11 protein-coding genes are annotated in these 12,965 nt (G+C 44.6%); 5 read left to right on the top strand and 6 right to left on the bottom strand.

Annotated elements, in window-relative coordinates; translation table 11 throughout:
* Positions 1–75: 75 nt before the first annotated feature.
* The 5 genes from ABZR88_RS16670 to ABZR88_RS16690 all read right to left on the bottom strand — a co-directional run bounded on the left by ABZR88_RS16670 (position 76) and on the right by ABZR88_RS16690 (position 5,687).
* The gene (locus ABZR88_RS16670; protein ID WP_107826250.1) at positions 76–1,731 is read right to left on the bottom strand and encodes an ABC transporter substrate-binding protein; all 1,656 of its coding nucleotides are present in this window, start codon (positions 1,729–1,731) and stop codon (positions 76–78) included.
* A 24-nt stretch (positions 1,732–1,755) separates the two neighbouring features.
* Positions 1,756–2,301 carry a lysozyme inhibitor LprI family protein gene (locus tag ABZR88_RS16675; protein ID WP_107826249.1) on the bottom strand — a complete coding sequence of 182 codons (546 nt, stop codon included), beginning with the start codon at positions 2,299–2,301 and terminating at the stop codon, positions 1,756–1,758.
* A 28-nt stretch (positions 2,302–2,329) separates the two neighbouring features.
* The gene (locus tag ABZR88_RS16680) at positions 2,330–3,244 is read right to left on the bottom strand and encodes a DUF58 domain-containing protein (RefSeq protein WP_107826248.1); all 915 of its coding nucleotides are present in this window, start codon (positions 3,242–3,244) and stop codon (positions 2,330–2,332) included.
* Between the two features lie 318 nt (positions 3,245–3,562).
* Positions 3,563–4,879, bottom strand: coding sequence for a HAMP domain-containing sensor histidine kinase (locus tag ABZR88_RS16685; RefSeq protein ID WP_107826247.1), 1,317 nt, complete (start codon positions 4,877–4,879; stop codon positions 3,563–3,565).
* Between the two features lie 130 nt (positions 4,880–5,009).
* On the bottom strand, positions 5,010–5,687 hold the full coding sequence (locus ABZR88_RS16690; protein WP_107826246.1) for a response regulator transcription factor: 678 nt from the start codon (positions 5,685–5,687) through the stop codon (positions 5,010–5,012).
* 280 nt (positions 5,688–5,967) lie between these two features.
* On the opposite strand from ABZR88_RS16690, the gene ABZR88_RS16695 reads away from it, so the two are divergent.
* A complete protein-coding gene (locus ABZR88_RS16695) occupies positions 5,968–7,440 on the top strand; it encodes a glycoside hydrolase family 130 protein (RefSeq protein ID WP_107826245.1) in 1,473 nt (490 codons plus the stop codon).
* Positions 7,441–7,615: 175 nt separating this feature from the next.
* On the opposite strand, the gene uvrA is transcribed toward ABZR88_RS16695, so the two are convergent.
* The gene (gene uvrA / locus ABZR88_RS16700) at positions 7,616–10,516 is read right to left on the bottom strand and encodes an excinuclease ABC subunit UvrA (RefSeq protein WP_107826244.1); all 2,901 of its coding nucleotides are present in this window, start codon (positions 10,514–10,516) and stop codon (positions 7,616–7,618) included.
* A 459-nt stretch (positions 10,517–10,975) separates the two neighbouring features.
* Between uvrA and ABZR88_RS16705 the strand changes: the two genes are divergently transcribed.
* The 4 genes from ABZR88_RS16705 to ABZR88_RS16720 all read left to right on the top strand — a co-directional run bounded on the left by ABZR88_RS16705 (position 10,976) and on the right by ABZR88_RS16720 (position 12,928).
* Positions 10,976–11,560 (top strand): RNA polymerase sigma factor, encoded by a 585-nt coding sequence (locus ABZR88_RS16705; RefSeq protein WP_107826243.1) that lies wholly within the window; start codon positions 10,976–10,978, stop codon positions 11,558–11,560.
* A gap of 186 nt (positions 11,561–11,746) precedes the next feature.
* On the top strand, positions 11,747–11,917 hold the full coding sequence (locus ABZR88_RS16710; RefSeq protein ID WP_170113507.1) for a hypothetical protein: 171 nt from the start codon (positions 11,747–11,749) through the stop codon (positions 11,915–11,917).
* Between the two features lie 202 nt (positions 11,918–12,119).
* Positions 12,120–12,515 carry a contact-dependent growth inhibition system immunity protein gene (locus ABZR88_RS16715; RefSeq protein WP_170113506.1) on the top strand — a complete coding sequence of 132 codons (396 nt, stop codon included), beginning with the start codon at positions 12,120–12,122 and terminating at the stop codon, positions 12,513–12,515.
* Positions 12,516–12,727: 212 nt separating this feature from the next.
* The gene (locus tag ABZR88_RS16720; protein WP_107826241.1) at positions 12,728–12,928 is read left to right on the top strand and encodes a hypothetical protein; all 201 of its coding nucleotides are present in this window, start codon (positions 12,728–12,730) and stop codon (positions 12,926–12,928) included.
* Positions 12,929–12,965 lie beyond the last annotated feature (37 nt).

Here is a 12,965-nt window from a genome sequence, read left to right on the forward strand (position 1 = left end):
AGTAAAAATTAAAAAGTCAAAATTCAAAAGAGCGCTGCTTAATGCCGGCAGCCGCTTGTTTTGAATTTTGACGTTTTAATTTCTATTTCTCTTAACCACTCTTTTCAGAATCAGCAAATTCTGGGCGTTGTTGCTAAAGCCGCTGATATTGTTTTGATACAGGTTAACCAGCTTATCATAATACAGCACCACTACCGGTGATTCCTGCATAATTACATTGTCCATTTGCCGGTAAACAGCGTAGCGGGCGGCGGTATCTTTTAGCTGATAGGCCCGCTCAAACAGGGCATCAAACTGCTTATTGTTAAAGCCCGTGTAGTTAGGTCCGTAAGGAATTTTATTTTTTGAGTAGAATACAGACAGGTAATTCTCGCCGTCAGGATAATCGGCTATCCAGGTGCCATAGAAAAAGTTAACGCTGTTTTTGGCTACCAGTTCGCGCAGACTGGAACCCTGCACCACCTCTACCCGGGCATTGATGCCCACCCTGCTTAACTCACCCTGTACATATTCTATTAAATGGCGATAACCTACGGTGGTATGCAACACAATTTCGGGCATGTTATGCCCGTCGGGATAACCGGCCTCGGCCAGTAGCTGCCTTGCTTTTTCAGGATTATAAGGATAGCCTTTCACCGCCGTGCTATCAAACCCAGGCATGCCCTTGGGTATAAAGCCAGCATTGCCCGGCGTGCCCAAACTGTTGCGCAGGTATTTCACCATCTTTTGCCTGTCTATAGCATAGTTAATAGCCTGCCGCACTTTTTTATTTTTTAAGGGTGATGACCGCACAATGGATAAGGTGGTATCTACCAGCATACCCATATACAACGTATTAAGATACGGCCGACTGTTCAGAATAAACTTCCCCTTGTATTTACTGGTTACGCGGCCAGATTTGGTCAGAATATCATCGCGGTAGCTGCCATCTATATCGTTATAAAAATCAAGCTTGCCTTTAATAAATTCCATAAAGCCGGTTTGCTTATCGGCAATAAATGTGCTGCGGATGGCATCCAAATATGGCAGGCGATTGCCCTGTGCGTCGCGTTCAAAATAGTGTGGGTTTTTAATCAGCGCCAGCACCTCTCCTTCCTTCCAATACTTAAACTGGAACGGCCCGGTACCTACCGGGTGGCTACGAAAATCTTTCCCCCAATGATCAACCACCTCATGTGGTACTATCGAGCAATACTGTGCGGTAAGCATGCTGAGCAACGGCGGGAAAGGCTGCTTTAGCCTGATCTGAAAAGTAGTGTCATTCACCGCAATAAAATCCTGCTTGCCGTGCACCTTGTCGCTAAAGATCCATGAGCCAGACGAGGCTACTTTAGGGTCAATCAAACGGCTCAGACTATAAACCACGTCTGCCGCTACCACTTTGCGCCCTTTACCTCCCGGAAACAGCGGATCATCGTGAAAATAAACATCATTACGCAGATGGAAAGTATAAAGCGTGCCTGCGGCATCAGCCTCCCAGCTTTTGGCAATGCAGGGGCGGGTAATCAGGCTATCGTCTATCTGCACCAGTCCGTTGTAGAGCTGGTTATCAATCCACAGGGCGTTTTGGTTACGGGCAAAGGCCGGATCCATAGAGGTAAGGCCCTCATCCAAATTGATGTTGAAGATGGTTTTGCCAGACGCATTATCATCTCCGTTACAGGCAGACAACAGTATACCGAGCAACAGCAGGTAAAAGCAATACTTTATATGGCGGAGCCGGCGGATCATCAACTGCAAATTGCTGCTATTTATCTATTTATTTATAACACTATCGTAATATTGAAAAATGGCGATAGCACGCTGAACAGTAAGATCGGCATAATCGCCGGCAGAGATCAATTGCTGTATAGTTCCTCCGCCGCTGTATTCATCTTCACTCAATTTGTAGATGAGCTTTGCTTCGTTATCCCGATAGGTAATCCACGAGCGCTGGGCATTTATCAGTATGGCTTTATCCGCAGGTTTAAGTAGTTTGAGCAACTTGTTGTAATAGGTATTCAACAGTTTATCATAACCTTCTCTGCGTACGTTTGTGCCTTCCCGCATACCGGCAGTGGAGTAATCTATAGCCGAGGTTTTCCTAAAAGTTTGCTCAATCCTGAAAGTATCAGCCATAAACGCTAGTTCATCAGCGTTCTTGTCTTTTCCTTTCCGCTGCTTGAGCACGGTTACTTCCTTTTCTATATTAGCCTTAATGGTCTGCAGCATTTGCGGTGTCACCTGTTTGGGGCCATCATTTTGACAGAAGGCCACTTTAACGAACATTATTAAGCAAAGCAGGATCAAAAATTTCTTCATATTAATAAGGTTTAGGTTGATAGGCGGATTAGCCCATGGCCGCCCGTTTTACCAGGTAGGCTTTAAGGATCTGGTTATACCCATCGTGAATATTGGCATCAACCAGATCGATTTTATATTGGGCGCATTTCAGTTCTAACTCGCGGCGATAGCCATCAATGGTGTTACGATAAGTTTCGCGGATACGACTGGGATGTACTTTGATTTCCTCACCGCTTTCTATATCGATAAAATGGTGCGGACGGTTATCGAAATCAAAATCAACCTCGCGCTTTTTATCGCTCACGTTAAAAATCACCACTTCATGTTTTTTATATTTCAGGTGCTGAATGGCCGCAAAAAGCGATTGCATTTTATCGGCATTCAGGTTATTCTCCAGCATATCGCTAAACAGGATGATCAGGCTACGCTGGTGCACCTCCTCGGCTATATGATGCAGCACATCGCTAATGTTGGTGAGCGTGTTAGCGCGTGGCCGCTGCCATGCTTTCTCCAACTCGGCAAACAGGTAAAACAAGTGCGATGTGGTGGAGCGTGCGGCAGTAAGCTGATCTATCTTGTCTGAAAACAAACAAAGCCCGAAAGCGTCACGTTGCTTTTTAAACAGGTACATGAGCGAGGCGATAGCATAAACCGAAAACTCCAGTTTGCTCATGCCCTTATCAGGAAAGTTCATGGACGACGAGGTATCCAGCAGCAAATAACTGCGCAGGTTGGTTTCCTCTTCAAACTGTTTTACAAACAACTTATCAGTACGGGCAAACAACTTCCAGTCGATATTTTTGACAGACTCGCCATTGTTATACAACCGGTGCTCGGCAAACTCTACCGAAAACCCATGGAACGGACTCTGATGCAAACCGGTAATAAAGCCTTCTACCACCTGCCGCGCCAGCAATTCCAAGTTAGCCAGATGCCGTATTTCCTGATTGCTGCTTAACATAAGCACAAGATAAGATTAATGAGTGAAGGAATGAATTTTGAATCAGTGAGTATTTACTCTTTGATCCATCGCTCATTTGCGCTTTCAAGGTCATGCCGAACTTGTTTCGGTACCCCATATGCTAAGTGTCAGTTTGCAGCCCTTCTTGTGGGTTCCCGAAACAAGTTCGGGATGACATTTATTTGATCACTCATTGACTAAAAACAGAAAGGCCGTTTTTTGAATCGCTCAAAAACGGCCTTCTTTTGAATAATAGGGGTAACTCGAAACTAAAACTTGTTCACGAAGTAAGCCATCTTATATGAAGATTTAGTGAAGTTATCTATTGAACGTGAGCAGAAAGGTAGTGCCCCGGCCTTTGTCAGACTTTATGCTGATATCAATATTGTGAAAGGCTGCAATACTTTTTACAATAGCCAAACCCAGGCCAAAGCTTTCAGGTTCTTCTGTTTCCAGCTTCTCAAATCGGTTAAAGGCTTTCTCAATTTCGGCAGCGTCCATACCAACCCCGGTATCGGCAATCTGCAGGGTATAATTGTGATTCACCAAATCGTCTGAAATAACAATGTTGCCTTTGGGCAGGTTATATTTTATGGCGTTATTGATGATGTTAAACAGCAGCGTATGGATAAGTGCCCGGTTAGCCTGCATAAAATGGCGATAGATCATCCGGTTATAAAGGGTGATGTTACGCGCTTCCAGCCGATCCTCTAATTCCTCAGAAATCTCATCGATCACTTCCCCAATACTTACCTGATCGTTCTTATCAAACTGATTGTTCTCTACCTTAGAGATCAGGAGCAAACTGTTAATAATGGCTTTCAGGCGATTCAATGTTTTTAACGAAGCAAAGATCTTGTTCTCGCCGCCCTCGCTCATCTCCTCTTGCAGCATCACGTTTTCCAGCCGGGTGCTGATGATGGAAATGGGCGTCAACAGTTCATGTGATACATTGGCTATAAATTGTTTCTCGAGCACAAACATCGCGGTGATCTTCCGCATCATCAGGCTAATACTATCATCCAGTAACTTAAAATCCTGCGTAGTGGTGTCAACCTTTTTATAATCAAAGTTCATCGGATCATTCACGCGGATCAGCTTCCGGTCAATAATCTTGTAAAATGGAGCCAGCAGATATTTAGTGAAGATCAAATCGCTCACCAGCGTCAAAGCCAGCGCAGCCATCAATACAATGAGGGTAAACTGCTTGATGATGGATTTGAGCTCCTGTATAGATTCAATGCTCTCGCCAATCTCCAGCAAATATGTGTGGCCTTTAAAATTAAAACGCGTGCTCAGGATGCGATAAGTTTCGCGCGTGTTGGCAACCAGGCGGGATGCCGTGCGGTATGTTAAACTATCGTCAACCTCCTGCATGTAGTCTACCGGCTTAATGAGTACATACTCCTGGTTCAGGATGTTATAATCGGTATAAATGCGCTGGTTAACCAAAAAAGTATTGATCTCTGTAGATGACAGGTTTTTGATCAATTGTTGATGGCTTTTCTCCAAGCGCTCTTCAATATGGTTAACAGAGATGCGCTCAATGGCCAATAGCGTAATAATAGCCGTAAACAACACCACCGCCAGTTTGGTAAGTGTATTATAGAGCGCCAGTTTTACCTGTAGTTTCATACACCCCTCCCAACCCTCCCCGAGGGGGAGGCCTTTTTAAAGCCGATTGCATAGTACCTTTTTTTCATCCTATAAGCTCCCTCTTCTTTGTCCGAAGGACTCCTTTGGAGGAGAGGGCTGGGGAGAGGTTTTATATATTTATTCTGTACCCAATGCTTCGTACCGTTTCAAACCAATCAACCGGCGAGAATTGCGACAGCTTTTTGCGTAGATTTTTTACGTGCACATCTACAAAATTAGAGTCGGAGTTGATCTCCAATACATCACCCCAAACGTGCTCGGTAAGGTTGGTGCGACTAATTACCCTATTTTTATTCAGCACCAGGTAGTTAAAAATCTCAAACTCTTTTTTGGTAAGGTTGATGCGCTCCTCGCCATGGTGTACCGTTCGGTTTTGTATGTTGATGCGAAACCCTTTAATGTTGATATCATTACTCTCCAGCTTATGCTTGCGGCGGGTAATGGCGTGCATGCGGGCCAATAGTTCATTAAGCGAGAAAGGTTTGGGCAGATAATCATCGGCACCAGCCTCGAGGCCATGTATCCGGTCATCTACTGCACCACGTGCTGTGAGGACAATTACCGCGTCCTGACGCTCGGTAAGCTTTTTGAATGCTTTAAGTAAATCAAAGCCGTCGCCATCGGGCAGGCCCAGGTCCAGCAGGATAAAATCGTAGTTGTTTACAAATATCTTTTCCTCGGCAGATTTGCGGCTGCGCGCATGCTCAACCGTAAACCCTTCGCGGCTCAGAAACTGGTCTATCTCCAGCGCCAGGCTTTTTTCATCTTCTACAATCAGTACGTTCATTGGGTGCAATTTACAAAAAGCAGTTGCTTTGATCTAAAAACTTTGTCATTGCGAGCAGGGTGGCGAGAATGGATTGAGCGCGAAGCAATCTCGTTGCATGCAATTAGTCCTGCGACGAGATTGCGTCGTCACCCTACCCCACTATCCCGACCGTTCCTCGCAATGACAAATTCTATTTATATTCTTAGATCTCTTTAGAAAGCGGATTTGGGCAAGGCTTTTCAAAAAGATCAAATCAATTTACAATCGTTGTTGTTACTTGTTAAAACGTGTTTTCTGTATGAGACTTTCCATAGAACGCAAACCTGTAAGGGTTAACCCTGATTCAAAACGAGTAATAGCCCGGTTTTTTTTTAACGGTAATGATCGTGCCAAAGAGGTGATACAACGTGTTATGGAGGTAAGCGAAGATGTGGCCTTTTCTATCGTTTCGCCCATTTTGCAAGAGTACTCTAAACGCCACCGCAATATTACCCGCGTGCTTAACCGCCATTGCAGCAAGCTGAAACCGCTGTTTGCCGAGTTGAGCATTGATTTCGATACGTTAACAGTTTATCGCAAGTTGCTCATCGGCTCATACTTTACGCATGAGTACTCGATCGAGTCCGCTGCATTTTTTAACCCTTCTATTGTTGATGACCCCGACCAGAGTGAACTGGAAGACGGCGAACGCCGTGTAATTATGAGTTTTCGTGCCGTGGGCGAAGGGCACATCTCGTCTATCACCTTCCGCCGTGCATTGATTGATAAGAACAACAACATTACCGTTATCCCGGCCGGCGATTATATTGACGAGGCCGAAATTGTGCGTAATGCCGTCTATAATAAAAAACTCTTCTTTGAAAAGGCGGTAGCTACGCAGATCAGCATTGACGTACTGCACGACGTGGAAAGCAAACTCGACCATCATTTTGAATATACTACCCTGCGGCGTATAATCCTTGACTCGCAGAAATTACAGGAGAACGACATGCAGCGCCTGGAATACGATAAGATCCTTTGGTTGGCCGACTCTTACTACGAGATTGTTTTCTCGCTGGATACTGATATCTCCGACCGCGTCATCTTCCCCATCTCCGAGTATGAGCGCAAGGGTATTGAAGACGCCCGCTTTGTAAAGTTTACCAATGAAGACGGTTCATCCACCTACTATGCCACCTACACGGCATACGATGGATCGCTGATTATGCCCAAGCTGCTGCAAACAAAAGATTTTTATGATTTCCGCATTATGCCGCTTTATGGCGCGGGTGCGCAGAACAAAAACCTGGCACTGTTTCCACGCAAGATCAACGGCCGCTTTGCCATGATATCGCGCATTGACGGCTGGAACAACTACATCATGTACTCAGACAAGATCAATATCTGGGAAAAACCGATGTTATTGCAACAACCGCAATTTGCCTGGGAGTTTGTGCAGATAGGCAACTGCGGCTCGCCCATTGAAACTGAGCACGGCTGGATTGTGATTACCCACGGTGTGGGCCCGATGCGCCGCTATGTACTGGGCGCCAGTTTACTAAAATTGGATGACCCAACGGTAGAGATTGGCCGACTGAAGGAGCCTTTGCTGATTCCTAATAATGATGAGCGCGAGGGCTATGTACCCAACGTGCTTTACTCCTGCGGATCTATCATCCACAATAATAAATTGATTATCCCTTACGGTTTATCAGATTACTCTACCTCATTTGCTGAAGTAAATATGGATGAGTTGATTGGCAAATTGTTGGAGGACGGGCCGGCTAAATGATGAACCAGGATTCAACGAATTTTTAAGATTTACAGAATTTCAAACAGTTTCCGGGTATAAAATTTGCCACTGTGAGGAACGAAGCAATCCCGTCGCATGTCTAATGAATTTGCATGTCCGATTGTCCTCGCAATTGATAAACGGATGTAAGCATCCTGTTAATCCTAAAAATTCGTTAAATCCTGGTTGACAATCTCTCTTTCAAAAACTTGCCCGTATAAGAATCCGTCTGTTTCACCAGATCCTCCGGCACGCCTTCAAATATCACATTACCGCCTCTGTCACCACCTTCCGGACCGATATCTATCACCCAGTCGGCGCTTTTGATCACGTCCATGTTGTGTTCTATTACGATGATGGTGTTGCCGTTATCCAGCAGGGCATCAAATGATTTCAGCAGTTTTTTAATATCGGCAAAGTGCAAACCGGTAGTCGGCTCGTCAAAGATGAATAATGTTTTATGCGTGTTGTTGCCTTTTACCAGGAACGATGCCAGCTTAATACGCTGTGCCTCGCCACCTGACAGGGTGTTAGATGACTGACCTAATTGCACGTAACCTAAACCTACATCAACCAGTGGCTTGATCTTGTTCAGAATCTTTGGCTCCTTGCGGAAGAATTCCAACGCCTCGTCAATGGTCATTTCTAGTACTTCAGAAACGTTTTTGTCCTGATAAGTTATATCCAGAATGTGCTGTTTAAACCGTTTGCCGTTACAGGCCTCGCATGGCAAAAAGATATCAGCCATAAACTGCATCTCAATCTTCACCTCGCCTTCGCCCTGACAAACATCACAACGGCCACCTTCTACGTTAAAACTGAAAGCCGATGGTTTCAACCCCGCAGCCTTAGCGGCTGGCTGGGCGGCATACAGATTCCGGATCTCGTCCCAAGCCTTTACATAAGTAACCGGGTTAGAGCGCGATGAACGACCGATAGGATTTTGATCTACCATTTCCACCTGCTCAATCTTGCCATAATCGCCCTCAATAGCATCATAAGCACCGGTTTGCTCGCCGTTATAATTGCCTAAAGCTTTTTGCAGTGCAGGTGCCAGAATACGTTTAACCAAACTGGTTTTGCCCGAGCCAGAAACGCCGGTCACCACCGTTAGCGTCTGCAGCGGAAACTTAACGTTTACGTGTTTCAGGTTATTCTCGCGGGCGCCTTTTACTAATATATAATCGCTCCATTTACGGCGTTGGGTTGGGATGGCAATCTGCTCCTGGCCTGAAAGGAATTTACCGGTCAAGCTGTTATCATCCTTCAACATTTCGCTATAGGTGCCCGCAAATTGCAGGTTACCACCGTGCGTACCTGCGGCCGGACCAATATCAATCAGATAATCGGCCGCCTCCATAATTTCTTCTTCGTGCTCTACTACTAATACCGTATTACCCACGTCACGCAGAGATTTTAGTACGGTGATCAGTCGCTGGGTGTCACGCGGGTGCAAACCGATACTTGGCTCGTCCAGCACGTAAACTGATCCTACTAAACTACTACCTAAAGAAGTAGCCAGGTTAATCCGCTGTGATTCACCGCCTGACAGGGTGTTTGACAAACGATTTAGCGTCAGGTAACTCAAACCCACATCGTTCAAAAAGCTCACACGATTGGTGATCTCGGTCAACAACCGGCGACCGATTTTTTCGTCGTGCGCGTTCAGCTTCAGGGTGGTAAAAAATTCCAGCGCTTTATCCAGCGGCATCAGCACAATATCAGTGATGCTCTTCTCGGCAATCTTCACATAAGTGGCATCCGGGCGCAGGCGGCTGCCCTTACAATCCGGACAAGTAGTTTTACCGCGATAACGCGACAGCATCACACGGTATTGAATTTTATAAGTCTGCTCTTCCAGCTCTTTAAAAAAGGCGTTCAGGCCGGTAAAGTACTGGTTGCCGGTCCACAGCAATTGTTGCTGCTCTGGCGTCAACTGGTTATATTGACGATGGATAGGAAAGTCAAATTTCAGCGCATTGCGGATCAGGCTATCGTTCCACTCGCGCATTTTTTCGCCACGCCACGGGGCAATGGCACCTTCATAAATCGTCTTGCTTTTATCGGGGATCACCAGATCCTCATCTATGCCGATGATCTTGCCGTAACCTTCACAGCGTTTACAAGCACCATACGGGTTGTTAAAGCTGAAGAAGTTTGGCGATGGCTCCTCAAAGCGGATACCATCCAGCTCGAAACGATCGCAGAAGAAAGCTTCAGCTTCCTCGTCGTCCTCTGGTTTCTGATAGCGCACGTAGCAATCACCCTTACCTTCAAAAAAGGCAGTCTGGGCAGAGTCTGCCGCGCGGCTCAGGGTTTCTTCTTCGTTATTTTTGGTAATCCGGTCAATAACGATGCGAACCCTTGAGGGTTCATGGTTCATGGTTGATGGTTCATAGCCATCTGCCTTTGTTTTGCTTTTTGAGGCCTTTTTACCATGATCTATGGTCAATGAACCATTACCGATGCTCTCATCCTCCAGAATATTTTCGATGCGCAGCAACTTGCCGTCCAACTGCACACGTATATAACCCTTTTGCAATAGCACGGCCAGCTCTTCTTTCAGGCTGCGGTTATTATGCGGATGCAACGGACACAAGATGGTTACCATGGTATCATCCGGCAGGGCCTGGATAAAGTTTACCACATCGGTCACCGTATCTTTCTTTACCTCGCGGCCCGACACCGGCGAGATGGTGCGGCCCACGCGCGAGAAAAGCAGTTTCAGGTAATCATAAATCTCGGTAGACGTACCCACGGTTGAGCGCGGATTTGAGGTAATTACCTTTTGCTCAATAGCAATTGCAGGGGCTATACCTTTTATATAATCAACATCAGGCTTGTTCATCCGCCCCAAAAACTGGCGCGCATAACTGGAAAGACTTTCCACATAACGGCGTTGGCCCTCGGCATACAGCGTATCAAACGCCAGCGATGACTTACCCGAACCCGACATGCCCGTCACTACCACCAACTTGTTTTTGGGGATGGCCACGTCCATATTCTTCAGGTTATGCACTCTGGCGCCTTTTATAATAATATGTTTTTGCGGGTCTTTTTCAGCCTGTGTACTCATTATTTCTTGCTAATGGTTCGTGGTTCATAGCTAATGGTGGTGTTGTGCCATATTTCTTAAAGAAGCAGTAGGTTTTGCTAAACTCTTCTATGAACTATGAACCATTTACTATTAACCCACCCGCCAAAGCGGGCGTGCAAATTTCCTAAAATATTTAGCAGTTTCCAAACATGGTTAATCTGCAAATTGTAAGTTTTTGGGTTAAACCTTGGTGCATTTTTTTTGTCTGATATTTATGCCCCCTCAAATGACCAACAAGGGCCTTTTGAGGGCTAAAAACCTAATAATTAGCAGTAGTTTAGCGCGTCGCCAATTGTCATTAAACATAAAATATTTGCTTTTGTGCTAACTATTGATTTTATTTGATACAGGAATTAACAAAACCCGCTGACTATAGATTAGAACTTTTACTTTTTAACGAAACTTTTAGTTAACTTTATTTTAAAGAGTACAGGTTCTATGGATTTTCAATTGAAGAGTGATCAGGATTTAATCCATCTTTATGTTGCTGGCGATGAAAGCGGTTTAATTGAGCTAATTAAGCGCTACCAGGCCAAGATATATACCTCCATTTATTTACTGGTAAAAGATGATGCCCTTGCTGAGGACATTTTTCAGGATACCTTTATCAAAGTAATTAATACCCTCAAAGCAGGAAAATATAACGAAGAAGGTAAGTTTTTGCCATGGGTTACGCGTATTGCGCATAACCTGGTGATTGACCACTTCCGTCGTGAAAAACGTACCCCACTGGTGAGCGGCGGCGATGACTTTGATATTTTTGAAGTGCTGGGTCATTATGACGAGAGCGTGGAAGACCGCATGGTGCGCGATCAGACTTATAAAGATCTGAAATCGCTCATCTATATGCTGCCACCGGAGCAGAAAGAGGTGTTGATTATGCGTCATTTCGGCGACTTGAGCTTTAAAGAAATTGCCGACATTACCCAGGTAAGCATCAATACCGCGTTGGGCCGTATGCGTTATGCGCTGAACAACCTACGCAAAATGATGCAGAACCGCGAGTTGAGCCTGAAAAACTAATTAATAGTTATTATAATCCATCGCGTCATTGCGAGGGACGAAGCAATCTCCGTATAGGATAGCTGATTTGCAAATCCGATTGTCATGTACAGAGATTGCTTCGTTCCTCGCAATGACGTTTTTGTTATCAGATAGTTTGATAATAACAGCGATTAGCTACTTTTGCGAACAATAATTTTTATACTGATGAGCGGGCCATCTATTATCTTCTTCCTTGTTTTTGTAATCCCTTTGGTAGCTTTCCTGATCTGGCTTACCCGCCAGGATAAACGCAAAGGCCGCACCGGATTGGTTGTAGTAGCCATTACCGTTATTGTAGCCATTCTTTATATGTTCCTGAAAACGGGCGGACATTGATCTGAACTGGGACTCATAGGATTTTTCGTAAAGGATTTATTTTCTTAACGACACTCAAGAAGACTTCGTCGCATGCTTGACAAATTTGCATGTTCGATTGTCCTTCGACAAGATTGCTTCGTCACCCCCATCCTACGACCTTAGCCGTTCCTCGCAATGACAAAATTTTATTAATGATTAGAGATTGGTTAGCTTTATGCTGATGATACTCGAAAACAACTGGCGTAATAAATCTATCGAGGCGTTAGAGAAAACGAATCATGGCGATACCGATACCGCACCTACCGGGTTGGTTAAGCATTGTTTTGAGTATGTTAAGATCCCGGTGAATAATTTATCGGTTGAGCAGCTACGTACGTTGATTAGCCAGAATATCGGCTTGAATTATACCATCAGACTGGCCTTTGAAATATTAAACGAAAATATTTTAGCCGAAGGTGATTTGTATGAAGGCGATTTGCTCAACAGTGTCATTAATATCGACACACACTTTTGGTTGCAAAACAAAGTTTTAAAAGATGAGCTTGCCGGCATAATTGAGCGACATAAAACTCTACTAAACGAACACCAGATTCGGTTTGAAAGTTTCCTTAATTAGACTGCTCTTACCCTAACATCTTCGTTACCATTAGCACTTAATTTACTTCACCACACAATAAGCACACACGCGTTGCGTTTAGACTTTCTCAAAGCAATTCCCTGCAATTTTCATTTTCTTCTTCTTTTTCACGAAAATTTCATTTAATTTTCATTTAACAAAATATTTCATTGTCGCCTGCGTTTAATTACCATACAAACAAACGTTGATATATGGGAGAAACCTTTACCTTTTTAAATGTTGTTAACCACGCTACTGTGAAAGAGATAGATGTTATAGAAGAGGCTTTGGATACTGACGACATGATTTTTTATCATGTAATTAGTGAAGAGCTGGATGCGTTGCAGAAAAATGCTCCGCAGCATGTAATTGAAAACATCCTTAATTTTTCAAAAGGCCTGAGCCTGCGTTAACCAACATTAATTGTAAACCAACACGGCCAGGCCGTAC

This window comes from Mucilaginibacter yixingensis (assembly GCF_041080815.1).
GTDB classification, from domain to species: domain Bacteria; phylum Bacteroidota; class Bacteroidia; order Sphingobacteriales; family Sphingobacteriaceae; genus Mucilaginibacter; species Mucilaginibacter yixingensis.

What these genes read in the sequence shown, in the direction of transcription:
- ABZR88_RS16685 (WP_107826247.1), bottom strand. Translation starts at nt 4,879, where the DNA reads ATGAAACTACAGGTAAAACTGGCGCTCTATAATACACTTACCAAACTG.
- ABZR88_RS16690 (WP_107826246.1), bottom strand. Translation starts at nt 5,687, where the DNA reads ATGAACGTACTGATTGTAGAAGATGAAAAAAGCCTGGCGCTGGAGATA.
- ABZR88_RS16670 (WP_107826250.1), bottom strand. Translation starts at nt 1,731, where the DNA reads ATGATCCGCCGGCTCCGCCATATAAAGTATTGCTTTTACCTGCTGTTG.
- ABZR88_RS16705 (WP_107826243.1), top strand. Translation starts at nt 10,976, where the DNA reads ATGGATTTTCAATTGAAGAGTGATCAGGATTTAATCCATCTTTATGTT.
- ABZR88_RS16720 (WP_107826241.1), top strand. Translation starts at nt 12,728, where the DNA reads ATGGGAGAAACCTTTACCTTTTTAAATGTTGTTAACCACGCTACTGTG.
- ABZR88_RS16680 (WP_107826248.1), bottom strand. Translation starts at nt 3,244, where the DNA reads ATGTTAAGCAGCAATCAGGAAATACGGCATCTGGCTAACTTGGAATTG.
- ABZR88_RS16715 (WP_170113506.1), top strand. Translation starts at nt 12,120, where the DNA reads ATGATACTCGAAAACAACTGGCGTAATAAATCTATCGAGGCGTTAGAG.
- ABZR88_RS16695 (WP_107826245.1), top strand. Translation starts at nt 5,968, where the DNA reads ATGAGACTTTCCATAGAACGCAAACCTGTAAGGGTTAACCCTGATTCA.
- ABZR88_RS16675 (WP_107826249.1), bottom strand. Translation starts at nt 2,301, where the DNA reads ATGAAGAAATTTTTGATCCTGCTTTGCTTAATAATGTTCGTTAAAGTG.
- ABZR88_RS16710 (WP_170113507.1), top strand. Translation starts at nt 11,747, where the DNA reads ATGAGCGGGCCATCTATTATCTTCTTCCTTGTTTTTGTAATCCCTTTG.
- uvrA (WP_107826244.1), bottom strand. Translation starts at nt 10,516, where the DNA reads ATGAGTACACAGGCTGAAAAAGACCCGCAAAAACATATTATTATAAAA.